24 protein-coding genes are annotated in these 23872 nt (G+C 68.8%); 20 read left to right on the forward strand and 4 right to left on the reverse strand.

The window, feature by feature from the left end:
* Positions 1–58: 58 nt before the first annotated feature.
* The 10 genes from HQ306_RS07755 to holA all read left to right on the forward strand — a co-directional run bounded on the left by HQ306_RS07755 (position 59) and on the right by holA (position 9628).
* On the forward strand, positions 59–1336 hold the full coding sequence (locus HQ306_RS07755; protein WP_222630360.1) for a glutamate-5-semialdehyde dehydrogenase: 1278 nt from the start codon (positions 59–61) through the stop codon (positions 1334–1336).
* A 41-nt stretch (positions 1337–1377) separates the two neighbouring features.
* Positions 1378–2259 (forward strand): MoxR family ATPase, encoded by an 882-nt coding sequence (locus HQ306_RS07760; RefSeq protein WP_056445834.1) that lies wholly within the window; start codon positions 1378–1380, stop codon positions 2257–2259.
* 3 nt (positions 2260–2262) lie between these two features.
* Positions 2263–3705, forward strand: a complete 1443-nt coding sequence (locus HQ306_RS07765) for a VWA domain-containing protein (RefSeq protein WP_222630362.1) — start codon at positions 2263–2265, stop codon at positions 3703–3705.
* A 58-nt stretch (positions 3706–3763) separates the two neighbouring features.
* The gene (gene nadD, locus HQ306_RS07770; protein WP_268788579.1) at positions 3764–4510 is read left to right on the forward strand and encodes a nicotinate-nucleotide adenylyltransferase; all 747 of its coding nucleotides are present in this window, start codon (positions 3764–3766) and stop codon (positions 4508–4510) included.
* Positions 4507–4962: a ribosome silencing factor gene (gene rsfS, locus HQ306_RS07775; RefSeq protein WP_051613344.1), complete on the forward strand. Its 456-nt coding sequence runs from the start codon at positions 4507–4509 to the stop codon at positions 4960–4962. The genes nadD and rsfS overlap by 4 nt, the downstream gene beginning before the upstream one ends.
* Positions 4959–5600 carry a histidine phosphatase family protein gene (locus HQ306_RS07780; RefSeq protein ID WP_222630364.1) on the forward strand — a complete coding sequence of 214 codons (642 nt, stop codon included), beginning with the start codon at positions 4959–4961 and terminating at the stop codon, positions 5598–5600. Before rsfS ends, HQ306_RS07780 begins: the two co-directional genes overlap by 4 nt.
* Positions 5600–6322, forward strand: a complete 723-nt coding sequence (gene octT, locus HQ306_RS07785; RefSeq protein WP_222630366.1) for a diglucosylglycerate octanoyltransferase — start codon at positions 5600–5602, stop codon at positions 6320–6322. Before HQ306_RS07780 ends, octT begins: the two co-directional genes overlap by 1 nt.
* A gap of 77 nt (positions 6323–6399) precedes the next feature.
* Positions 6400–7119 (forward strand): ComEA family DNA-binding protein, encoded by a 720-nt coding sequence (locus tag HQ306_RS07790; RefSeq protein WP_222630374.1) that lies wholly within the window; start codon positions 6400–6402, stop codon positions 7117–7119.
* Positions 7116–8642, forward strand: a complete 1527-nt coding sequence (locus HQ306_RS22555) for a ComEC/Rec2 family competence protein (RefSeq protein ID WP_222630376.1) — start codon at positions 7116–7118, stop codon at positions 8640–8642. Before HQ306_RS07790 ends, HQ306_RS22555 begins: the two co-directional genes overlap by 4 nt.
* Positions 8639–9628, forward strand: coding sequence for a DNA polymerase III subunit delta (gene holA / locus HQ306_RS07800; RefSeq protein WP_308115409.1), 990 nt, complete (start codon positions 8639–8641; stop codon positions 9626–9628). Before HQ306_RS22555 ends, holA begins: the two co-directional genes overlap by 4 nt.
* Positions 9629–9765: 137 nt before the next feature.
* Here the strand turns inward: holA and rpsT are convergent, their stop codons facing one another.
* Positions 9766–10026: a 30S ribosomal protein S20 gene (rpsT, locus tag HQ306_RS07805; RefSeq protein ID WP_027505700.1), complete on the reverse strand. Its 261-nt coding sequence runs from the start codon at positions 10024–10026 to the stop codon at positions 9766–9768.
* 266 nt (positions 10027–10292) lie between these two features.
* Between rpsT and HQ306_RS07810 the strand changes: the two genes are divergently transcribed.
* The 3 genes from HQ306_RS07810 to HQ306_RS07820 are packed head-to-tail and all read left to right on the forward strand — an operon-like array spanning position 10293 to position 13767.
* Positions 10293–11957 (forward strand): circularly permuted type 2 ATP-grasp protein, encoded by a 1665-nt coding sequence (locus tag HQ306_RS07810; RefSeq protein WP_197027785.1) that lies wholly within the window; start codon positions 10293–10295, stop codon positions 11955–11957.
* Positions 11957–12928: an alpha-E domain-containing protein gene (locus tag HQ306_RS07815; RefSeq protein ID WP_027505702.1), complete on the forward strand. Its 972-nt coding sequence runs from the start codon at positions 11957–11959 to the stop codon at positions 12926–12928. The genes HQ306_RS07810 and HQ306_RS07815 overlap by 1 nt, the downstream gene beginning before the upstream one ends.
* Positions 12929–12936: 8 nt before the next feature.
* Entirely contained in the window at positions 12937–13767 is an 831-nt protein-coding gene (locus HQ306_RS07820; RefSeq protein WP_222630380.1) for a transglutaminase family protein, read from the forward strand.
* Here HQ306_RS07820 and HQ306_RS22560 read toward each other — a convergent pair.
* On the reverse strand, positions 13751–15184 hold the full coding sequence (locus tag HQ306_RS22560; protein WP_222630382.1) for an ATP-binding protein: 1434 nt from the start codon (positions 15182–15184) through the stop codon (positions 13751–13753). The genes HQ306_RS07820 and HQ306_RS22560 overlap by 17 nt on opposite strands.
* A 192-nt stretch (positions 15185–15376) precedes the next feature.
* Here HQ306_RS22560 and HQ306_RS22565 point away from each other — a divergent pair, with 192 nt between their 5' ends.
* The gene (locus HQ306_RS22565) at positions 15377–15796 is read left to right on the forward strand and encodes a hypothetical protein (RefSeq protein ID WP_051613347.1); all 420 of its coding nucleotides are present in this window, start codon (positions 15377–15379) and stop codon (positions 15794–15796) included.
* Positions 15797–15803: 7 nt separating this feature from the next.
* Here the strand turns inward: HQ306_RS22565 and HQ306_RS07835 are convergent, their stop codons facing one another.
* Positions 15804–16385 (reverse strand): type II toxin-antitoxin system PemK/MazF family toxin, encoded by a 582-nt coding sequence (locus HQ306_RS07835; protein WP_056445806.1) that lies wholly within the window; start codon positions 16383–16385, stop codon positions 15804–15806.
* Positions 16386–16491: 106 nt separating this feature from the next.
* On the opposite strand from HQ306_RS07835, the gene HQ306_RS07840 reads away from it, so the two are divergent.
* From HQ306_RS07840 to HQ306_RS07850, 3 genes are read left to right on the forward strand one after another with little or no spacing between them, the layout of a single operon-like run.
* Entirely contained in the window at positions 16492–17520 is a 1029-nt protein-coding gene (locus tag HQ306_RS07840) for an iron-siderophore ABC transporter substrate-binding protein (RefSeq protein ID WP_200933839.1), read from the forward strand.
* Between the two features lie 36 nt (positions 17521–17556).
* The gene (gene lepA, locus HQ306_RS07845) at positions 17557–19443 is read left to right on the forward strand and encodes a translation elongation factor 4 (RefSeq protein WP_308115408.1); all 1887 of its coding nucleotides are present in this window, start codon (positions 17557–17559) and stop codon (positions 19441–19443) included.
* Between the two features lie 28 nt (positions 19444–19471).
* Positions 19472–20164, forward strand: coding sequence for a TetR/AcrR family transcriptional regulator (locus tag HQ306_RS07850; protein ID WP_222630384.1), 693 nt, complete (start codon positions 19472–19474; stop codon positions 20162–20164).
* A gap of 3 nt (positions 20165–20167) precedes the next feature.
* Here the strand turns inward: HQ306_RS07850 and HQ306_RS07855 are convergent, their stop codons facing one another.
* Positions 20168–22216, reverse strand: a complete 2049-nt coding sequence (locus HQ306_RS07855) for a glycoside hydrolase family 15 protein (protein WP_222630386.1) — start codon at positions 22214–22216, stop codon at positions 20168–20170.
* 67 nt (positions 22217–22283) lie between these two features.
* Here HQ306_RS07855 and HQ306_RS07860 point away from each other — a divergent pair, with 67 nt between their 5' ends.
* The 3 genes from HQ306_RS07860 (at position 22284) to HQ306_RS07865 (ending at position 23870) form a co-directional block, all read left to right on the forward strand.
* A complete protein-coding gene (locus HQ306_RS07860) occupies positions 22284–22523 on the forward strand; it encodes a hypothetical protein (RefSeq protein WP_037185709.1) in 240 nt (79 codons plus the stop codon).
* 117 nt (positions 22524–22640) lie between these two features.
* Positions 22641–22730: an Ms4533A family Cys-rich leader peptide gene (locus HQ306_RS22765; protein WP_321163718.1), complete on the forward strand. Its 90-nt coding sequence runs from the start codon at positions 22641–22643 to the stop codon at positions 22728–22730.
* A 120-nt stretch (positions 22731–22850) separates the two neighbouring features.
* Positions 22851–23870: a sulfate ABC transporter substrate-binding protein gene (locus tag HQ306_RS07865; RefSeq protein ID WP_222630388.1), complete on the forward strand. Its 1020-nt coding sequence runs from the start codon at positions 22851–22853 to the stop codon at positions 23868–23870.
* Positions 23871–23872 lie beyond the last annotated feature (2 nt).

The following is a 23872-nucleotide window of genomic DNA, read 5'->3' on the forward strand; positions in this document are numbered from 1 at the left end:
TCGTCCCGGGTGCGCTCGGGCGTACGGGCTGGTGGGAGCGTGACCTACCCTGGACGGCGTGACTGCCACCACCAGCGCCGAGGTGTCCACCCCCGATGCTCTCGAAGCGGACGTGCACGCCGCTGCTGCCCGCGCCCGGGCCGCCGCGCGCGCGCTCGCTCTGCTGACGACCGCGCGCAAGGACGACGCGCTGCACGCCGCGGCGGACGCCGTCCTGGCCTCCGCCGACGCGATCCTCGCCGCCAACAGCGAGGACCTCGCACTCGCCGAGGCGTCCGGCACCCCGCCCTCGCAGCTCGACCGACTGCGGCTGACCCCCGACCGCATCGACGGCATCGCCGCCGGACTGCGCCAGGTGGCGTCTCTGCCGGATCCCGTGGGGGAGCTCCTCGAGGGTCGGACCCTGCCCAACGGACTCGAGATCCGGCAGCTCGCGGTGCCGCTCGGCGTCGTCGGCATGATCTACGAAGCCCGGCCCAACGTCACGGTCGACGCGTTCGGGCTCACTCTGAAGTCGGGCAACGCCGTCCTCCTGCGGGGGTCGTCCTCCGCCGCGCGATCGAACGCCGCGCTGGTGGGTGTTCTGCGGGCGGCCCTGTCGGCGCTGGACCTTCCCGCCGACGCCGTCCAACTCCTGTCCAGCGAGGATCGAGCGACGGTCACGCACCTCATCCGGGCTCGCGGACTCGTCGACGTCGTCATCCCGCGCGGTGGGGCCGGCCTCATCTCGGCGGTGGTGCGCGACGCGACGGTGCCCACCATCGAGACCGGTGTCGGCAACTGCCACGTCTACGTGCACGCGTCCGCGGACCTCGACATGGCCGAGCGCATCCTGCTCAACGCGAAGACACGTCGAGTGAGCGTGTGCAACGCCGCGGAGACGGTGCTGATCGACGCCGCCGTGGCCGACGTGGCGGTGCCGCGTCTGGTGCAGGCGTTGTCGCACAACGGCGTACGTGTCCACGGCGATCTTCCCGGTCTCGTTCCGGCCACCGAGAACGACTGGGCCGACGAGTACCTGTCCGACGACATCGCCCTCGCCGTCGTCGACGACCTGGATGCCGCCGTCGCGCACATCGACAGGTACGGCACGGGACACACCGAGGCGATCGTGGCATCGGATCTCGCTGCCACACGGGCGTTCTCGGCTCGGGTGGACGCAGCGGCCGTCATGGTCAACGCCTCCACCGCGTTCACGGACGGTGAGCAGTTCGGCTTCGGAGCCGAGATCGGCATCTCCACCCAGAAGCTCCACGCCCGCGGCCCGATGGGGCTGCGGGAACTCACCTCGACCAAGTGGATCGTGCAGGGCGACGGGCACATTCGTCCGGCCTGACCCGCCTCCACCACCTCTCTGGAACAACCGAAAGGCCCGGCGTGACGCAGACGTACTCCGACATCGTTCCGTTCTTCTCCGACGTCGACGACGTGGCGACCCGCCTCGCCGCCACGGGGTACCTCGCCGACAAGGCGACCGCCACGGCGGTGTTCCTCGCCGATCGTCTGGGCAAGCCGCTGCTCATCGAGGGCCCGGCAGGCGTCGGCAAGACGGAGCTGGCTCGCGCCGTCTCGCAGGCCGCGGGAGCCGAACTGGTCCGCCTGCAGTGCTACGAGGGCGTCGACGAGGCGCGGGCACTGTACGAGTGGAACCACGCGAAGCAGATCCTGCGCATCCAGTCGAGTTCCGGCGCGGGGTGGGACGAGACACGCCACGACGTGTTCTCCGAGGAGTTCCTGCTGTCGCGGCCCCTGCTCACGGCGATCCGTCGATCGGATCCCACAGTGCTGCTGATCGACGAGACCGACAAGGCGGACATCGAGATCGAGGGCCTGCTTCTCGAGGTGCTCAGCGACTTCGCGATCACCGTGCCGGAGCTCGGCACCATCTCGGCGACCAGGCGGCCGTTCACGGTGCTGACCTCCAACGCGACACGCGAGTTGTCGGAGGCGCTGAAGCGTCGCTGCCTGTTCCTGCATCTCGACTTCCCGGACGCCGACCTGGAGCGGCGCATCCTGGCCAGCCGGGTCCCGGAGCTGCCGGAGGCGATGGCCGAGCAGATGGTGCGCATCGTGCAGGTGCTGCGGGACATGCAGTTGCAGAAGCTGCCGTCGGTCGCCGAGACCATCGACTGGGGCCGCACCCTGTTGGCTCTGGGCATGGACGAGGTGAGCGACGCGGCCGTGCGGTCGACGCTCGGCGTCATTCTCAAGCACCGCTCCGATCAGGACCGCGCCGTCGCCGAACTCCGACTCGGCTGACCCGTGACCGGGACGGTGGACATCTCCGGCATCCCCGCACACCTGGTGGGGTTCGTGGAGGCGCTGCGTCGCCGCGGTATCGACGTCGGCCCGTCGGAGACGGTAGATGCGGGCGCGGTGCTGGCCGTTCTCGACATCCTCGATCGGGAGGTGGTGCGGGAGGGTCTCGCGTGCGCGCTGGTGCGCCGACCCGGCCATCGACCCGCGTTCGACGCGCTCTTCGATCTGTGGTTCCCGGCCGCGATCGGTGCGCGGACCGCCGACGAGGAGAACACGGTCGGCCCGCCTCTCGCCGAGGACGGCACCGTCGATCTCGACGCTCTGAAACACGTGCTGGCGGAGCTGCTCGCGGACGGTTCGGCGGAGGCCATGGCGCAGGTCGAGCGCCTGGTGGGTCACATCGTCGAGACCTACGGCAAGTACAGCTCCAGCCGCGGCGAGTCGTTCTCGGAATACCAGACGCTGCGCACGGTGGAGCCGTCGACGCTGCTGGCGAAGATTCTCGACGGACTGATCGGCCGCTCCAGCGGTCCCGGTGCACCCACGACCGGCGAGTTCGAGTCCGAACTGGCCCGTCGGACGGCCGCGGTCCGCATCGCGGAGTTCCGGTCGATGATCGAGAAGGAGACCCGTCGCCGCACCGCCGAGGTGCTGGGCAAGGAACGGGTGGCGTCCTACGGCGTCCCGCGCCTGGCCGAGGACGTCGACTTCCTCCGCGCGTCCGAGTCGGAACTGGCGGCCCTCCGCAAGAACGTCGCTCCGTTGGCGCGGCTCCTGGCGAGCCGGCTGGCGGCCCGTCGACGGCGGTCGCGAGCGGGGTCGATCGACCTGCGGCGCACCCTGCGCAAGTCCTTGTCGACGGGCGGCGTCCCCATCGACCTGGTCAACCGCAAGCCCCGCACCGCGCGGCCCGAACTGGTGATCTTCTGCGACGTCTCGGGATCGGTCGCCGGCTTCAGCCAGTTCACCCTGCTGCTCGTGCACACGTTGCGCGAACAGTTCTCCCGAGTGCGTGTCTTCGCGTTCATCGACACCGCCGACGAGGTGACCCGGTTCTTCGACGCTTCGGCCGGACGCGCGTCGCTCGCCGAGTCGATGTCGCGCATGATCGCGGAGTCGGAGCTGATCACCTACGACGGCCATTCCGACTACGGCCACTCCTTCGAGACCTTCACCGCGCATCACCTCGATGCCATCGGTCCTCGGGCGTCGCTGTTGATCCTGGGCGATGCCCGCACCAACTACCGCGATCCGCGCACCGAGTCCCTCGCCCGCATGGTCACCGTCGCCCGGCACGCGCACTGGCTCAACCCCGAGCCGAAGGCGCAGTGGGGGACCGGCGACTCGGCCGCCGACGTCTATCGGCGGGTGATCTCGATGCACGAGTGCCGGTCGGCGGCGCAACTGGCCGAGGTCGTGTCGCGGCTCCTGCCCACGGGATCCTGACGTCTCTCGGTTCGGCCGAATCCTCTGTTCGGGGCAGGTCCACGTAGAGTCGTCACTCGTGCAGGAACCGACGACGCCGCCCGAGGGCCGACGCCCGCGACGTCTCGGCGTCATGGGTGGCACGTTCGACCCCATTCACCACGGGCACCTCGTGGCCGCCAGTGAGGTCGCCGACCGGTTCCAGCTCGACGAGGTCGTCTTCGTTCCCACCGGCCAGCCCTGGCAGAAGCAGGACCGGACGGTGAGCCCGGCGGAGGACCGCTACCTCATGACGGTGGTCGCCACCGCGTCCAACCCTCGCTTCTCCGTCAGCCGCGTCGACCTCGACCGGGCGAAGCCGACGTACACCGTCGACACGCTTCGCGATCTCGCCGACCAGCATCCCGGTGACCAGCTGTTCTTCATCACCGGGGCCGATGCTCTCAGCAGCATCATCGGGTGGCAGAACTGGCAGGAACTGTTCGAGCTGGCCCGCTTCGTCGGCGTGTCCCGCCCCGGGTACGAACTGGGTGCCGACCATCTGGCCGAGTACCTCGATCGGTTGCCGAAGGACGTCCTGACCCTCGTGGAGATCCCGGCTCTGGCCATCTCGTCCACGGAATGTCGACGGCGTGCCGCCGAGAACCGTCCCGTCTGGTACCTCGTGCCGGACGGCGTCGTCCAGTACATCTCGAAGCGGGACCTGTACCGACCCGCCGGGGAGGAGCGTCACGACGGCATCGCGACCGTCTCCGAGCCCGCACCCCAGCACACCGGCACTTCCGCCACCACCGCATCAGCCCTACCAGGAGAGAACACCACGTGAGCGCTACACCCGAGGCCATCAGGGTCGCCAGCATCGCCGCACTCGCGGCGGACGAGAAGCTCGCCGCCGACGTCATGGCCCTCGACGTCTCCGACCAGCTGGTCATCACCGACTGCTTCGTCATCGCGTCGGCACCCAACGAGCGCCAGGTCAACGCCATCGTCGAGAACATCGAGGAGAAGCTCCGCGAGGCGGGCAGCCAGCCCGTTCGTCGTGAGGGCACCCGCGAGGGCCGATGGGCACTGCTCGACTACGTCGACGTGGTCGTCCACGTGCTCCACAACGACGAGCGTCACTTCTACGCCCTCGAGCGTCTGTGGAAGGACTGCCCGGTCCTCGAGATCGAGGGTCTCGGAGCCACGGACACCTCGACGCAGTACGGCACCGACGATCACGGTGTCGACGACGCCCTGGACCACGGTGTCGATCGCGTCACCGAACCGGACGAGTGACGTCCGTTCGTCGGTTGGTGCTGCTCCGGCACGGTCAGACCGAGTACAACGCGGCCTCGCGCATGCAGGGTCATCTCGACACCGACCTGACCGAGCTGGGTCGCACACAGGCCGAGGTCGCCGCTCGAGCGTTGGCATTGCTGCAGCCACACCGCATCGTCTCGTCCGATCTGCGACGGGCACACGACACGGCGACCGCGCTGTCGACGGCCACGGGTGTTCCCGTCGAGCTCGACGAGCGGCTCCGCGAGACGCACCTCGGTGACTGGCAGGGGCTGACGCACCTCGACGTCGACGACGTCTCACCCGGCGTCCGCGAATCGTGGCGCGCCGACGCCGCGTTCCGTCCGCCGGGCGGCGAGTCGCGCGTGGACGTCGCCGAGCGCTCGATGCCGCTGATCCAGGAGCTGCTGAAGGACCCGGAGTGGACCACGGCGCCCGTCGTCGTGGTCGCCCACGGTGGAACCATCGCCGCGCTCACGGCCGCACTGCTCGATCTGCCGGTCGACCGGTGGCCGGTGCTCGGGGGACTGGGCAACGCCAGCTGGGTGCAGGTCGCCGGACACGGAACGGACGACGTCTCCTGGCGCCTGGACGTGTGGAATGCGACGGCCGCCGTGGCGGGTGACGTTCTCTGATGTCCGAGGCGGATCGCCCGGTCCTGCTCGTCCTCGCGGACTCGCTCGCGTACTACGGTCCCGAGGGCGGACTGCCGGCCGACCATCCCCGCATCTGGCCCACCCTCGTCGCGCGCGAACTGGGCTGGGACGTCGAGCTCGTCGGCCGCATCGGCTGGACCTGCCGCGACGCCTGGTGGGCACTCACCCAGGATCCCCGTGTGTGGGCGTCGATACCGCGTGCCGGGGCGGTGGTCCTCGCGACCGGCGGGATGGACTCGTTGCCGTCACCTCTGCCGACGGCCCTGCGGGAGCAGATCCGCTACGTCCGACCGCCCATCCTGCGGCGCGGTGTGCGCGCCGCCTACGGGTGGCTGCAGCCGCGGCTCTCACACCTGGGCCGTCCGGTGGCCCTGCCGCCGCATCTGAGTGTCGACTACCTCGAGCAGATCCGCGCCGCCCTCGCGGCAGTGCGTCCGGAGATACCCGTCATCGCGACGCTCCCGTCGGTGCATCGATGCGACGCCTACGGACGAGTGCACACCGGCCGCGAACCAGCGGTGCGCGCGACTACGGCGTGGGCGGTGGGACACGATCTCCCGCTCGTCGACCTCAAGGCGGCCGTCGAGGAGAACATCGTGTCCGGGAACGCGAATCCCGATGGTATTCACTGGGGTTGGGACGCACACGTGCGCGTGGCCGAGTCCGTCGTCGCTGCCGTGCGCGCCTCCGCCCGCATCTGATCCACAGGGTCGTGGCCGTCCACAGATGAGCCCGGCGGCGGCTCGTCTCGTCCTGGCCCGGGCCTACCGTCGCGGGCATGGCACCCGAGATCGCTGCTCCCGAGCCGGCCGACCCCGACGGCGGCCGGTCCGACGCGGTGCATCGCCGCGCGGGTCTCGTCGGCTCGCGCTTCCGGATCGATCCGGGGTCCCGCGGCGTCCGTGCCCTCGCCGTGGCCGCCGTCCTTCTCGTGGGCGCCGTGGGGGCGGTGGTGATGCGAGATTCTCCGCAGGTCACCGCGGTGCCGCCGCTTCCCACTCTGATCACCGAGTCCGAGACGCCGACGACGTCGGCACCGGAATCCGCGGGAGTCGTGGTCAGCGTGCTCGGCGCTGTGATGCGCCCGGGACTCGTCACCGTTCCCGCCGAGTCCCGCATCGCCGATGTCGTCGCGGCCGCGGGTGGGCGCCGGGACGACGCGGACCTCTTCGGGCTCAATTGGGCGGCGAAGGTGTCGGACGGTGACCAGGTGGTGGTGGGGTCGACGACGGGGTCGGTACCGCTCGCTCCGGGGCCCGTGTCCGTGGCCGGTGAGGGGTCGTCCGATGCCGGCGGGAAGGCCCCGGGTCTGGTGTCGCTGAACGAGGCGACGGAGGCAGAGCTCGATGCCCTGCCCGGTGTCGGTCCGGTGACCGCGGGCGCGATCGTTCAGTGGCGCAACGAGAACGGCGGCTTCACGTCCGTCGATCAGCTGTCCGAGGTGAGCGGTGTCGGCCCCGCTCGGCTCGAGAAGCTGACGCCCCTGGTCACGGTGTGACCGACGCACCGGCCGTGGATCTGCGGCTCGTCCCGAGTGCGGTGGGGGCGTGGGCTGCGACCGTGGTGGCCGTCGGCGCGGGGTGGCGGCCCGCGGCGGCTCTGGCCGCGGTGTGCGTGCTCGTGGCGGTCGTCGGCTGGTGGTGCCGGCGTCGGCACGGCTGGGGATCGGTGGTGATGCTCGTCGTCGTGGCGGCCTGCTGCGTCACCGCGGCGTTCGCGGCGATGTCGTCCCTGCGGATGCACGAGGTGACGACGGGCCCGGTCCGCGAGGGCGCGCTGGGCGGTGCGTACGCGACGGTCGAGGGCGTCGTCACGGACGATCCACGTCCGATCACGGGCTCGTTCGCGGATCAGGTGCTCGTGCCGATACGAGCGAGCCGAGTGACGCTGCGCGGCACCGTCGTCGATGGGTCGGCCCGGATCACCGTGTTCGCGCCCCCGGATCCGTGGCGGGCACTGGAACCGGGTGTGTCGGTGACGTTCCGGGCGCGGCTCGCGGCTCCCGATCGTGTGGGCGCGGTGGATGCCGTCGCACGTGCCACCGGGCCACCCGAGGTGGGGAGCGCGCCGGCGCTGCTCCGGTGGTCGGGCGTGGTGCGACGTGCTCTCGCGGAGGCCGCTGCCATCGCTCTGCCACGTGAGGAGGAGGGGCTGCTCCCGGGGATGGTGGTGGGGGACAGGTCGGGACTCGACGTCTCCGTCCAGGACTCGTTCACGGCGGCCGGAATGTCCCACTTGACGGCTGTCTCGGGCGCCAATTTTTCCTTCGTCATCGGGTGTGTCGTCCTCGGCTCTCGGCTGCTCTCGGCCGGCCCTCGAACCACCGCGGCGCTCGCGGGAATCGTCCTCGTCGCGTTCGTCGTGGTGGCGAGACCGTCACCCAGCGTCCTGCGTGCGGCGGTCATGGGTGTGCTGGGTCTGCTGGCGGTGATGACCGGCCGCCGTCGCCATGTGATGCCGGCCCTGTGCACCGCGGTGCTGGTGCTGCTGGCCGTCGATCCGGGACTGGCGGTGTCGTGGGGGTTCGCGCTGTCGGTGACCGCGACGGTCGCTCTCGTGCTGCTCGCCCCGGTGCTGACGGCGATGGTGAGCCCCGCCGACGCACCGCCCGGTCGCCGGCGTCCGGTGCTCGACGCCGTGGCCGTGGCGCTGGCGGCGCACCTGGTGACCGCACCGCTGGTCGCCGCCATGGCTGGAACGTTCTCCGTCTACTCGGTGGCGGCGAACGTGCTCGCCGCACCCGTCGTCGGGCCGGTCACCGTGATCGGCGCGCTGGCGGCCGTGGTGGCCGTCGTGAGCGTGGAGGCCGGGGCTGTCGTCGCCGGGGTGGCGTGGGTGCCGCTGCGGTGGTTGCTGGCCGTGGCCGCGTACACGGCGGACGCTCCCGGTGCGACGGTGCTCACTCCGACCGGGCCTCGGGGCGCCGCCGTCGTCGGGGGATGTGTCCTCGTCGCGGCGGGCGCGGCGGTGCTGGTCCGGCGTCGGTGGCTGTCGGCCCACCGTGGCACCATCGACCGGTGAGTTCGACAGCGAGCAGCACCCGTCCCGAGCCCCTGCACCTCGTCCTGGGCGACGAGGAGCTCCTCGTCGAGCGTGCGGTGTCGTCCATCGTGGCCGCGATGCGCGCGGCAACGGTGGGGGCCGGGGCCGAGGTGCCGGTCGACCGTCTGCGGGCGGGGGACACGACGGTCGCCGAGCTCGCGGAACTGCTCAGCCCCTCCCTCTTCGCCGAGGATCGCGTGGTCGTCTTCGAGGCGGCCGCGGAGGCCGGTAAGGACGCCATGACGCTGGTTCTCGACGCCGCGGCGACGCCGGTGGACGGTGTGGTCCTGATCGTTCTGCACTCGGGTGGAGGCCGGGCCAAGGCCATGGTGGGGGCGCTGCAGAAGTCCGGTGCCGTGGTCCACGAGTGCGCGAGGCTGTCCAAGGCGGCGGAGCGCGTCGACTTCGTGCGGGCCGAGTTCCGCTCCCATTCGGAGACACGCGTCGCTCCCGACGCCATCGCCGCACTCGTCGACGCGGTGGGGTCGGATCTCCGCGAACTGGCCGCCGCGTGCTCGCAACTGGTGTCGGACACGGCGGGGAAGGTCGATGTCGCGGCCGTCCGCCGCTACTACTCGGGCCGTGCGGAGGTCACGGGCTTCGACATCGCCGACAAGGCCGTGTCGGGTGACCGCGCCGGCGCCCTCGAGGCACTGCGGTGGGCGATGTTGGGCGGCACACCGCACGTGCTGCTCGCGGACGCACTGGCCGAGGCCGTTCACACGGTGGCGCGGGTCGGTTCGGCGGGCCGCGGCGATCCGTTCCGGATGGCGTCCGAACTGGGGATGCCGCCGTGGAAGATCAAGAAGGCGCAGGCGCAGGCCCGCATGTGGGATCCGCAGCGCATCGCCGAGGCACTGCAGGTGGTGGCCGCGCTCAACGCGGACGTCAAGGGCCAGGCCGCCGACGCGGACTACGCGGTGGAACGCGCCGTGAACGTGGTGGCGGGGCTGAGTTCGCGCTGACAGCGCCGCCCGGGCACACGACTACGCCCCGGGCATCGTGCTCGCCCGGGGCGTAGTGCTGACAAGCTACTGCACAGGAACTCTCGAGAAGAACTGCACAGGGACTCTCGAGAGGAGCCGCGAGGGCTCGGGAGAGATCAGAGCTTGTTGAAGGCCAGCGACAGTGCCGACTTCTTGTTGGCAGCCTGGTTCTTGTGGATGACGCCCTTGCTGGCTGCCTTGTCGAGCTTGCGGCTCGCAGTCAGCAGGATCTCCTCGGCCTTGGCCTTGTCGCCGGCTTCGGTCGCCTCACGGAAGGAGCGAATCACGGTGCGGAGCGACGACTTCACCGACTGGTTGCGCAGGCGCTGACGCTCGTTGGTAGCGATTCGCTTCACCTGGGACTTGATGTTGGCCACGCGTAGTTATCCTTCGTCTCTTCTCGGTCCGGGACGGCTGACTCCGGGGAACACTCTCGAGCCGTACGTGCAGTGCTTGTGAAAGCTGGTAACGGTGGGTGCGCACGAGCGTGCCCACGTCCGACGTACGAGACTACCAGCGTCGGTCCGGTAACCCAATTCGGTGATCTCGCTGCAGGGAGTCGGTGTGCACGTGACTCGTGAGGTTGCATGGAATTAACGTGTCCACCGTGCTCCAGGGGTACCTGTGAGGCAGCATGGCGACCATGAGTCCCCGATCAAGCGCTGCACCACAGGCGAAGAAGAGCCGTTCGCAGTCGCAGTCCTCGTCCGGGCCGAGCGTCTTCGACGGTTACCGGGACATCGGGAAGTACGGACTGGCGTTCGACGAGATGTTCGACGGCGACGGCGGGCTGCGTGGACCGTACAAGGGAATCCACAAGGCGCTCGCGCCGTCGGACGCCGCGGAACTGGACGCCCGCTCGGACGCCCTCGGCCGCGCCTTCGTCGATCAGGGCATCACGTTCGCGCTCGAGGGGCAGGAGCGCCCGTTCCCTCTCGACCAGGTGCCCCGGGTCATCGCGGCGTCCGAGTGGAACAAGCTCGAGCGCGGGATCAAGCAGCGGGTCAAGGCACTCGAGTTCTTCCTGGCGGACATCTACGGGGAGCAGGAGATCCTGCGTGACGGCGTGGTCCCGAAATCTTTGGTGACGTCGTGCGAACACTTCCACCGCGAGGCGTTCGGCATCGTGCCGCCCAATGGTGTGCGCATCCACGTCGCCGGTATCGACCTGATCCGGGACGCCGAGGGCACGTTCCGTGTCCTCGAGGACAACCTGCGCTCGCCGTCGGGGGTCTCGTACGTGATGGAGAACCGCCGCACCATGGCGCGCGTGTTCCCCGACCTGTTCGCCAGCCACCGGGTGCGTGCGGTCGGTGACTACGCCACGCACCTGCTGCGCGCCCTGCGTGCCGCTGCCGCGATCAACGAGGCGGACCCCACCGTCGTCGTCCTCACACCCGGCGTCGCGAACTCTGCGTACTTCGAGCACTCCCTCCTCGCCCGGCTGATGGGCGTCGAGCTGGTCGAGGGCCGCGACCTCTTCTGCCGCGACAACGTCGTCTACATGCGCACCACCGAGGGCGAGCGCCAGGTCGACGTGATCTACCGCCGCATCGACGACGACTACCTCGACCCCATGCAGTTCCGACCCGACTCCGTTCTCGGTGTGGCCGGACTGGTCAACGCCGCACGTGCCGGCAACGTCGTCATCTCCAGCGCCATCGGCAACGGTGTCGGCGACGACAAGCTCACCTACACGTACGTGCCGACCATCATCGAGTACTACCTCGGCGAGAAGCCGCTCCTGGCCAATGTCGACACGTACCGGTGCTGGCTGCCGGACGAGTGCGAGGAGGTGCTCGACCGTGTCGACGAACTGGTGATCAAGCCCGTCGAGGGCTCCGGCGGATACGGCATCGTGTTCGGTCCGGACGCGTCGCCCAAGGAATTGGCCACGATCAGCAAGAAGATCCGGGCCGATCCGCGCGGATGGATCGCGCAGCCGGTGGTGCAGCTGTCGACGGTGCCCACCAAGATCGGTGACCAGCTCGCACCGCGGCACGTCGATCTGCGGCCCTTCGCCGTGAACGATGGCGACGACGTGTGGGTGCTGCCCGGCGGTCTGACCCGCGTGGCGCTGCCCGAAGGCTCCCTGGTGGTCAACTCGAGCCAGGGCGGCGGCAGCAAGGACACGTGGGTGCTGGCCGGCCGCGCCACCAAGGAGGACGAGCGTGAGCTCGGCGGGGCGGAGATCGTGTCCGAACCCCCGTCGTCACCCACCGCGGAGCAGGGCCCCGAGCTCAACAGCCAGCAGATTCAACAGCAGCAGCAACAGCTGACCCACTCCCCGAAGGACGGTGCCCGCTGATGTTGGCTCGTAACGCCGAATCGCTGTACTGGATCGGCCGCTACGTCGAACGCGCCGACGACACCGCGCGCATCCTCGATGTCACGGTGCACCAGCTGCTCGAGGACGCGACCGTCGATCCCGACCACACCTCCCGAGTCTTGCTGCGGGTGTTGGGATTCGAGCTTCCCGACGAGCGCCTGGACGTGTGGTCGTTGACGGAACTCGTCGCGTTCTCCCGCGAGGGCAACGGCTCCATCGTCGACTCGTTGTCCAGTGCCCGCGAGAACGCTCGCGGCGCACGCGAGGTCACCTCGAGCGAGATGTGGGAATGCCTCAACACGACGTACAACGCACTGGGTGAACGCATCCGAGCGTCGAAGCGTCTGGGCCCCCACGAGTTCCTGGGGTTCATCGAGGAGCGCGCCGCGATGTTCGCCGGGCTCGCCGACTCGACGCTCAGCCGCGACGACGGCTACCGTTTCCTGCTGCTCGGTCGCTCCGTGGAACGCATCGACATGACCGTCCGGTTGCTGCTCGCCCGCGCAGGCGACCGACCGTCGTCGCCGGCGTGGGTCACCGTGCTGCGGTCGGCCGGTGCACACGACACGTATCTGCGCACCTACCGCGGCGCTCTCGACGCTCAACGCGTCCTGGAGTTCATGCTGCTCGATCGGCTGTTCCCGCGCTCGGTGTTCTACGCACTGAGCGAGGCCGAACACTCGCTCGACAGCCTCGACCATCACCCCGACATGCGCGTCGGATCCCGTGCCGAGGCGCAGCGACTTCTCGGCCGCGCTCGCAGTGAACTCGAGTTCCTGCAGCCGGGTGTTCTGCTGGAGGACCTGCAGGACCGTCTGATGTCGTTGCAGGAGACCTGCCGCGAGGTGGGTGAGGCGATCTCCAAGCAGTACTTCCACGCAGCGCCCTGGGTCGCCTGGACGGACGCCGGAAGCCGAACGGACGAAGCACAATTGGAGGGTGAACTGTGAGCTGGCGGATGCGCGTCGTGCACACCACGGGGTACAACTACGACGCACCGGTCACGTCCTCGTACAACGAGGCGCGACTGACGCCGCGGAGCGACACCCGGCAGAACGTCATTCTGAACCGTGTCGAGACCGATCCGGCGACGAGGTCGTACCGGTACACCGACTACTGGGGCACCGCGGTCACGGCGTTCGATCTGCACGCTCCGCACACGTCCCTCGAGGTGGCCGGGTCCTCCGTCGTCGAGACGGACGCGTTCGTCCCGCCGGAGGAGACCCTCGACTGGGAGGACCTGGCCGCAGACCCCGTGGTGGACAGGTTCAACGAGCTGCTCGGCCACAGCACCTACGTCCCTCGGAACCGTCAGCTGACGTCCGTCGCGAAGAAGTTGGCGAAGGATCTGGGGCCGTACGACGCCGTGGTGGCCGTCTGCGACTGGGTGAACCAGGAGATGTCCTACGTTCCCGGCACCACCGGGGTGCACACGTCCGCGGTGGAGGCGTGGGCCGAGAAGAAGGGCGTCTGCCAGGACTACGCACACCTCACGCTGGTGTTGCTCCGCAGTATCGGCATTCCTGCCCGCTACGTCTCGGGCTACCTGCACCCGAATGCCGAAGCGGTGGTCGGTGATTCGGTCGAGGGTCAGTCACACGCGTGGATCGAGGCGTGGACCGGATCGTGGTGGGGCTACGACCCGACCAACGGTGTGCCGGTGAACGAACAGCACGTCTCGGTGGGAATCGGACGCGACTACGCCGACGTGCCACCCCTCAAGGGAATCTTCTCCGGTGGCGGCTCCACGGAACTCGACGTCGTCGTGGAGATCACCCGGCTGGCCTGACGCCCGATCCGCCCAACAGCGAGCGCGTCAGTCTCTGACGCTCGTCCACGCAGGCGGTGAGCACCGCGGCGATGTCGTCGTCGGTGATCACCGTCGTGTGCCCGTCGGCGCCATGGTCGTCGCGTTCGATCGCGGCCACCACGGTGCGGCGCACGAGTTCTCGGACGTACGAGGCCGTTCCACCCTCGGTCGCCTCCACCAGCGGTGTGAGATCGGCTGCCACGTTCACGGCCGACAGGTAGAGCCGTGCCAACCGTTCGCGACCGCGGGTGTCGGGCAACGGGATCTCGACCGCGAGGTCGATACGGCCGGGCCTGTCCCGGACCGCTCGCTCGATGGAGTCCGGTCTGTTGGTGGTCAGGACGAACGTGACGTCCGCGTCGCCGTCCATGCCGTCCATCGCATCGAGCAAGGCGAACAGGAGCGAGTTCACACCCGTTTCCTCGCGCTCCCGGGCGATGAGATCGACGTCCTCGACGACCACGACCGACGGGGTGAGTCGACGCGCGAGCGCGGCGGCTTCCGAGATGTGCCGCATCGCGGACCCGGTCAGTACGATCACCGTGCTGGTCGGCACCAGTCCCAGCAGGTGACGGACGGTGTGGGTCTTGCCGGTTCCGGGTGGGCCGTACAGGAGTATGCCGCGACCCACGTGTTGGCCCGCTTCACGTAGTCGTGCTGCCGAGGACCCGACGGTGACGAGATGGCGAGTCATCGCCTCGAGGGTGCCGTCGGGAAGGATCAAGTCCTCGCCCGCGACGGTGGGCCTCGCCATGAACCTCACGAGGCCGTTGCCGCGTCCACCGCCCCCTCCGAGGGTCAGGACCTGCCCGCGCATGACGTCGTGGTCGGTCATGAGCGAGAGGAGGGCGTCCAGCGTGCTCGCACCGGCGTCTCGATCGCCGGACAGCACCTCGATCTGGAGTGGAGCCTGGTGGGCTGGGTCGGGAATGTGGAGCGCGACCGCCACGGGCATGCCGCCGGGAGAGTGGGTGTCGAGCAACCCGAACACCGGGACGGACATCGTCGACGCGGGACCGACGTCCACCGACCGGTACTCGACCGGTACGCCGCGACAACTGCCACCGCGACGGCAGGAACTCAGCATGGCGACGAGATCGTCGTGGTACCGCTCGTGGCCACGAACCGACGACCATCGTTGTGCCGCAGATGATGTCGACTCCTCCGGGCGGTCATCGGCATAGGCCTCGACGGCAAGGACGAGGGTCGCGGCCTGATAGGCGGGGAGTGAGCGGCGATGCGAGATCACCGCATCCGGAGGCACCGCCAGGTACGAGAAGATGTGCAGCGCAGGCTCTTCGAGCGGACCGGTGTCGAGTGCCCGGGCGCGATGGGAGAGATGGGACAGGGCTCCGCTGACGATGTCGAGGGAGTCCGGGGAATGCGTGAGGGTCACAGTGAACGCACTACCAGTGCGGATGGTTCGAAGGAATGTGACGCGGGATGTGGCGCCCGTGAGGAAGGGGAAGAGGGGGGCGGAGAATCACATCCGCACGGACACGGTAGCACCGCGGCATGGATGTGCGCCAGAGCCGGCCGGAGCTGACGACCCTCGCGGCGTCCGGGCGGAGGTGATTCACTGGAGACCATGTCGGCCACTGGATGGTTCCTCGTCGCCCTGATCGTTCTCGTCGCCGCCGTTCTCGCGTTCCGACTTCTCGGACGCGCCGCATCCGGCAGGCCCACGACCTCCGGCGAGGTCGGAACGGTCGGCCTGGATGACGGTGCTCGCGCCGAGATTCATCGACTGCTGGCCGCCGACAAGAAGATTCAGGCGATCAAGGTCTATCGGGAGCGAACTGGCGCCGGACTGCGCGACGCGAAGGTGGCGGTCGAGTCCCTCGAACGCGGTGAGTCCCTCACGCCGGGCCCGGCGCAGTGGGACGACCTCGTTCCACGCCTCACGGCACTGAAGAACGAGGGACAGGCGATCGTCGCGATCAAGTTGCTCCGCGAGCGGACCGGGTTGTCGCTGCTCGAGGCCAAGAACGCCGTCGATCGACTGTGATCCGAGTTCAGTGCCAGGAGAAGTCGGAGCGCAGGCGCTGTGCCACCAGGTCGAAACGATCACGGGGGAGGACGGCTCCCTCTCGTCGGATCCCGCCCTCGGGAACGTCGAGCACGCGGTCGAGACGGACCCAACTCGGGCGTCCCTGCGCGTCCCACGGCCCGCCGCCGAGGCCGAGCCAGTCGCGGTCGCCGTCGTGCTTGCTCTGACTCGAGAGCATGAGGCCGAGCAGAGTGGAACCGTCGCGGCCGACCACGAGCACCGGTCGATCCTTGCCCTGCGACGGATCCTCCTCGTAGGCCACCCACGTCCACACGACCTCGCCCGGATCCGCGGCGCCGTCCAGCGCGGGGGAGTACTCGATGCGCCGTGCGCGCATGGCGGTGGGAACCGAGGTCGACGTCACGGGCCGTCCCGACGATGCTCCGGTGGGTGACGTGCCACCGGCACCGGACGCGCCGATGCGTGAACCCAACGACTGCGTCACCTTGTCGAGGGCGCCGGACCGCTGCAGCTGCCGGAACAGGCGCGGGCCTTCCGCCACTGCGAGTCGTCCCAGTTTCTTGCCGATCGACGCCAGAGTTGCCATGCCGACCAGGCTACCGAGACCCGAGGACGTAGCTCACCACCCGTGAGTGAGGTTCGGCTACCCTAAGTCCGATTTCGGGAGATTCCCGATGTGAAAGAGGGTTGTCGTGAGGCGTGGAAGTGTCGGACGTGTGGGTCGCCGCACGGTGGTGGCCGTCGGACTGAGTGTCCTGGCGCTGGTGTCGGCGTGCTCGTCCGACACCGAGAGCGGATCGACCGAGGGGTCGGTGACCGTGACTCACGCCTACGGCGAGACCGTCGTGCCGGCCGATCCGCAGCGTGTGGTCTCGGTCGGACTGACCGAGCAGGACACCCTGCTGGCTCTCGGCGTCGTTCCCGTCGGTGTCACGGAGTGGTACGGAGAGCAGCCGGACGCGACGTGGCCCTGGGCTCACGATCTGCTGGGTGACGCCCGGCCCGAGGTGCTCACCCAGGACGACGGCATCCAGTTCGAGAAGGTCACCGCCCTCGAACCCGACCTCATCATCGGCACCAACGCCGGCATGACGCAGGACGACTACACCCGGTTGAGCGCCATCGCCCCGACCATCGCCCACAGCGACGTCGATTCCCCCTACTTCGAGCCGTGGGATCAACAGACCCGCACCATCGGAGCCGCGCTCGGCAAGCCCGACGAGGCGGAGGCGCTCGTCGAGAACGTCCGCACCCGGTACCGAGAGGCTGCCGAGGCCCACCCCGAGTTCGCGGGGAAGAAGGCCGTCCTCCTGCAGAACGCGATCTACGACGGCAACGCCATCGCCTATCAGGACGGTCTGAGCACGGACTTCCTCACCTCGCTCGGGTTCGAGATCCCGTCCGAGCTCGACGCCTTCGTCCAGGAGGAGGACGCCCAGGCGTACATTCCGTTGGAGAACCTCTCCGTGCTCGACACCGCCGACGTGCTGCTCTGGGCCACCGAGTCCCCGGAGGACCGCGCGACCCTCGAGGCCGACCCGGTGTACTCGTCGTTGCAGGAGGTGCGGGAGAACAGGCTCGTCTTCACCGACGCGATCACGGCCGGCGCCATCTACTTCACCTCGCCGCTGAGTCTGCCGTACCTGCTCGACTCGCTCGTACCGGCATTCGAGAGCACCCTCGCGGGTGCCGGAGCGGCCACCACCACGGCCCCCGCCTGACCCCTCCGGCCTGCCCGGGACCCCGGCCGTGGTGACGTGCAGATATTCTGTACGTCACCACGGCCGTTTCGTCAGGAGTACCCCATCACCAATTTTGCGGACACGACGTTCACGGATCCCACCAGGATCCGTAACTTCTGCATCATCGCCCACATCGACCATGGCAAGTCGACGCTGGCCGACCGCATGCTGCAGCTCACCGGTGTCATCGACGACCGGTCGATGCGCGCGCAGTACCTCGATCGCATGGACATCGAGCGTGAGCGCGGCATCACCATCAAGGCGCAGAACGTCCGCCTGCCGTGGAAGGTGGGGGACACCGAGCACGTCCTGCACCTGATCGACACCCCCGGACACGTCGACTTCACCTACGAGGTGTCGCGTGCACTCGAGGCGTGCGAGGGTGCCGTGCTCCTCGTCGACGCTGCACAGGGCATCGAGGCGCAGACGCTCGCGAACCTCTACCTGGCACTCGAGAAAGATCTGACGATCATTCCGGTGCTGAACAAGATCGACCTGCCCGCGGCCGACCCCGACCGCTACGCCGCGGAGATCGCCCACATCGTCGGCTGCGAGGCGGACGACGTGCTGCGCGTCTCGGGCAAGACCGGCATGGGCGTCGAGGCATTGCTCGACGAGGTGGTCCGTCTGGTGCCCGCGCCGGTCGGCGACGCCGACGGCCCCGCACGCGCCATGATCTTCGACTCCGTCTACGACGCGTACCGCGGCGTGGTGACGTACGTGCGCGTGGTGGACGGCAAGATCCTGCCGCGCGAGAAGGTCACCATGATGTCGACCGGTTCGACGCACGAGCTCGTCGAGGTGGGCATCGTCTCGCCGGACCCCAAGGCGACGAAGGGCCTCGGCGTCGGTGAGGTGGGCTATCTCATCACCGGCGTCAAGGACGTGCGTCAGTCGAAGGTGGGAGACACCGTCACCAGCGCCCGCAACGGCGCGACCGAAGCGCTCACCGGATACCGCGAGCCACGGCCGATGGTCTACTCGGGTCTCTACCCGGTGGACGGGTCCGATTACCCCGATCTGCGCGACGCCCTCGAGAAGTTGCAACTGAACGACGCCGCCCTCACCTACGAACCGGAGACGTCCGTCGCTCTCGGGTTCGGGTTCCGCTGCGGATTCCTCGGTCTGCTGCACATGGAGATCACCCGCGAGCGCCTCGAGCGCGAGTTCGGGCTCGACCTGATCTCGACCTCGCCCAACGTCGTGTACCGGGTGGAGATGAACGACGGCGCCGAGCACATCGTCACCAACCCGTCGTACTGGCCGGAAGGCAAGGCGCGCGCGGTGTTCGAGCCGATGGTCAAGTGCACCATCATCTCGCCGAGCGAGTTCATCGGGTCCATCATGGAGCTGTGCCAGAGCCGCCGCGGTGAGCTCGGCGGCATGGACTACCTGTCGGAGACCCGCGTCGAGCTGCGCTACACCATCCCGATGGCCGAGATCATCTTCGACTTCTTCGACATCCTCAAGTCGCGCACCCGCGGATACGCGAGCCTCGACTACGAGGAGATCGGCGAGGAGTCTGCCAACCTGGTGAAGGTGGACATCCTGCTGCAGGGAGAGGCCGTCGACGCGTTCTCGGCCATCGTGCACGCCGACGCGGCCGGTGCCTACGGCAACAAGATGACCACCCGACTCAAGGACCTGATCCCGCGCCAGCAGTACGAGATCCCGATCCAGGCGGCGATCGGGTCGAAGATCATCGCGCGCGAGAACATCCGTGCGATCCGCAAGGACGTCCTGGCGAAGTGCTACGGCGGTGACATCAGCCGTAAGCGCAAACTGCTCGAGAAGCAGAAGGCCGGCAAGAAGCGGATGAAGACCATCGGTCGTGTCGACGTGCCACAGGAGGCGTTCGTCGCCGCCCTGTCCACCGACGCGTCCGCGGACAAGAAGAAGTAGGTCCGCGGTCGCTCCCGCGGGGACACCCATGACCAGGACCCCGCCGGCCGGCACCGGGTCCCCCAGCGACGACGAGCCGCCGTCGCTGGCCGACGCGGACCTGCTCCGTACCCCGCCGGCGACGCCGCGCGGAGTGCGCACGCGCGCTGCGCTCGTCGCGGCGGCGCGGGTGGTGTTCGAGCGTGCCGGGTACCTCGACGCCCGTCTCGTGGACATCACCGCCGAGGCTCGCTGCTCGTCCGGCACGTTCTACACCTACTTCGCGAGCAAGGAAGAGATCTTCGCGGCGGTGCTCGAGGTGTCGCAGGACGACATGATGCACCCCGGTACCGAACACGTGCCGGACGACGGTGATCCGGTCGCCGTCATCGAGGCGAGCACGCGCGCGTACTTCGAGGCGTACGAACGCAACGCGAAGCTGATGGAACTGCTCGAACAGGTGGCGGCCATCGACATCCGGTTCCGGCGGCTCCGACGCAACCGTGCCGACGCGTTCGTCCGTCGCAACGCGCGCAGCATCGCCGGTCTCCAGCGACGAGGCCTGGCGGACAGCGGCGTGGATCCCGTCGTCGCATCACTCGCGTTGTCGGGCATGATCTCCCGGCTGGCGTTCACCCATTTCGTGGTGGAGCCGTCCCTCGGCGAGCCGCCGACGTGGTCGTCGGATCAGCTGGTGCACGCGGCGACGCGCCTGTGGGTCAACGCCCTCCGACTCGACTGACCGTCACGAGTGCGCATGGCCGTGGGCGGGCTGGAACTGCCCGGCCTGCGCTGCCTCCTCCGCCCGGATGACGTGCACCACGGCGTTGATCAGCGCGAGGTGGGTGAACGCCTGTGGGAAGTTGCCCAGGTGCCGACCCGTCTTCGCGTCGATCTCCTCCGCGTAGAGCTTCAGCGGGCTCGCGAACCCGAGCAGCCGTTCACACAGTCGCTTCGCGCGGTGCAATTCGCCGATCTCGACCAGTGCGGACACCAACCAGAACGAGCAGATGGTGAAGGTGCCCTCCTCGCCGGAGAGCCCGTCGTCCGTGGTGTCGACGCGGTAGCGCAGTACCAGGCCGTCCTCGGTGAGCTCGTCGGCGATGGCGAGCACCGTCGCCCGGACGCGCTCGTCGTCCGACGGCAGGAACCGCAGGAGCGGCACCAGCAGCAACGAGGCGTCGAGTGAGTCGTCGCCGTATCGCTGGGTGAAGACTCCGCGCGAGTCGACGCCGTGCTCGAGAACGTCGGCCTTGATCTCGTCGGCGATGCTTGACCATTCCTCGGCGTACGCCTTCTCGCCGTGCAGCACAGCAAGTTTCGCTCCGCGGTCGAGCGCCACCCAGCACATCACCTTGGACGACGTGAAGTGCTGCGGTTCCCCACGTACCTCCCAGATGCCCCGGTCGGGCTCGCGCCAGTGCTCGATCGCTTCCTCCACCTGACGCTTCAGCAAGGGCCACAGCGACTCCGGAACATTCTCCCGCGAGCGCACGTGCAGGTAGACGGAATCGAGCATCGTGCCCCAGATGTCGTGCTGCACCTGGTTGTAGGCACCGTTACCGATGCGCACGGGGACGGCTCCGTCGTACCCGGACAGGTGTCCGAGCTCCTCCTCCTCGAGCGTGCGTTCGCCGCCGATGCCGTACATCACCTGCAGCGGAACGGGTTCGCCGTCCGGGCCCGACGTCACGTCGGAGATGAAGGCGAAGAAGTCGTTGGCCTCGCGATCGAGGCCGAGCGTGTACAGACCCCACAGGGCGAAGGTGGAGTCGCGTACCCAGGCGTACCGGTAGTCCCAGTTCCGCTCTCCGCCCGGCGTCTCCGGCAACGACGTGGTGCTCGCGGCGAGCAGCGCGCCGGTCGGTGCGTACGTGAGACCCTTGAGGGTGAGCGCGCTGCGCTGCAGGAACCCGCGCCACGGATGGTCCGGAAAGCGGCCGATGGTGATCCACTGGCGCCAGCACTCCGCCGTCTGCCACATCTTTTCGGCTGACTCCTCGAAGGTGCGGGGAGGATCGAGCGTCGACCACGACAGCGCGACGAAGACGTTGTCGCCCTCCGTCATCCGAGTCCGGGCGCGGGCCTCTCGCCCCTCGAGGCCGATGCGCAGATTGGTGGTCAACTTGAGGGTGGGTTCGGTGCCGTCGCCCGCCGTGGCGGTGGCCGTCGCCTCCTCGTAGACGTTGCCGGTGTACTCCCACACGGCAGGCTTGCGGTGGTAGTCGAACGCGGGCTCACAACTCATCTCGAGCTCGACCGTTCCACTGACGCACTTCACGCTGCGGATGAGGCAGTGCTCGGCGTCCCAGTCGGACGGGGCCCGGCGGTGCGTGCGGGAGCGCTCGTCCGTGTTGTGCCACTTGCCCATCACCAGAGCGTCGCGGACCACCAACCATCCGGTCTCGGTCTGCCACGTGGTCTCGACGATCAGACCGCCCGGGAGATAGCGCCGCGCCGCGGGCACGTTCTGACCGTAGGGGCCGATGCGGAACTGCCCGGCACCGCGATCGAGCACCGCTCCGAAGATGCTGGGGGAGTCCGGTCGCGGAATGCACATCCACTCCACCGCACCGTTGCGAGCGATCAGACACGTGGTCTCGCAGTCCGACAGGAAGGCGTAGTCGTCGATCGGCGGAAACGTCGTGCGATGCGGCAGCCAGGTCTGGGCCGTGCCGGGAACGGTGTCGAGCGCGCCGCCCTCCTCGGCCGGCTCGGCCGCGCCGGGGCCGAAGACGGCTTCCCCCGCGCTGGCGACGCGGGGGACCACGGACTGTTCGTCGAACGGGCTCATCCGCCCATCATGAAGCCGTCCGGCGCCCCAGTCCACCGCGGAGAGCGAGGGACTACTGTCGTGAGGTGTGAACGCAGTGGCCACGTGGTGGGACGGAGTCGAACTCTGGATCGCCGGGTTGCCGTTCGTGCCCCAGGTCGCCGTCGTCCTGCTGGTGGTCGTGCCGGCAGCGGCACTCACCGCGTACGTCGTCGACATCGTGTTGTCTGCGCTCTTCGATGCCAGGCGGCGCTACTTCCGCCGGACGCCCGCCGACCGGGATCCCGCAGCCGTGACCACCGGCAACTCCGACCCCCGAGAGAAGTGACACCGTGCCCCGCTCCCGTGTGACCCTGGCCCTCATCGCGCTGATCGTGCTGGTGATCGTCGCGTGGCTGTTGACTCGGTAGCAGGCTCTCTCCGACTTTCTGCTAAATTCTCGGCTGTGTCCGACGCAGCCCCGCACCCGATCCGCCATGAACTGGCGCTGATCGCTGTCGGCATGCTCGCGGTCGCTGACGTCGACTGTCGCTGACCCCACACGGCGCGCCCTCACCGATTCCGGCGCGTTCCGCTCGTCAGTTCCGTCCATCACCGCTGTTCATGTCCGTGCCGCCGCGCCCTTGCGTGTGCCGCACTCCTCGAGAGGTCCACCGTGTTCCCATCACGTCGTGTCCGCCTGCTGTCCGCCGCCGCCGTCGCGGCCGCCCTCACCCTGACCGCGTGCTCCACCGGGTCCTCCGACACCGTCGGTGAGTCCGCCGCGTCCACGTCCGGTCCGTCGCTCACCCTCGTCGGGTACGCCGTGCCCAAGAACGGGTGGGATGCCATCGGCGCCGCGTTCGCCTCCACCGAGAACGGTGACAACGTCACCATCAACGCCGACTACGGCGCCTCGGGCAACCAGTCGCGCAAGGTCGCCGACGGCGCACCTGCCGACATCGTCAACTTCTCGGTCGAGCCCGACGTCACCCGACTGGTGAAGGCCGGCAAGGTCGACGAGGCCTGGAACCAGAACGCCTACGGTGGCGTGCCGTTCGGCTCCGTGGTGTCCATCGTGACGCGACCGGGCAACCCGAAGAACATTCGCACGTGGGAGGACCTGATCCGCCCCGACGTGCAGGTCATCAGCCCCAGCCCGCTCAGCTCCGGCTCGGCGAAGTGGAACTTGTTGGCGCCCTACGCCTCCGTGAGCAACGGCGGCCAGGATCGCCAGGCCGGCCTGGACTACGTCACCGAACTGGTGAAGCACTTCCCGGTGCAGCCCGACTCCGGCCGCTCCGCGTCCGAGGCGTTCCTCCAGGGCCAGGGCGACGTCCTGCTCAGCTACGAGAACGAGGCGCTGTTGCTCGAGGGGCAGGGTCAGCCGGTGGAGCACATCGTTCCGGACCAGACCTTCCGCATCGACAACCCCGTCGCCGTGATCAACTCCAGTGCGAATCTCGAGCAGGCCAACGCGTTGAACGACTACCTCTACACCGCGGAGGGCCAGAAGATCTGGGCCGACAGCGGTTTCCGTCCCGTCGACCCCGCAGTCGCCGCCGACTACACCGACAAGTTCCCGACGCCGCAGAAGCTGTACACCATCGACGACCTCGGTGGCTGGGCTGCGGTGGACAGTGACCTGTTCGGCGAGAACGGTGCCATCAACGCGATCTACAAGGCATCGAGCTGACC

This window comes from Rhodococcus sp. BP-160, from assembly GCF_019836205.1.
Classification (GTDB): Bacteria; Actinomycetota; Actinomycetes; order Mycobacteriales; family Mycobacteriaceae; genus Rhodococcoides.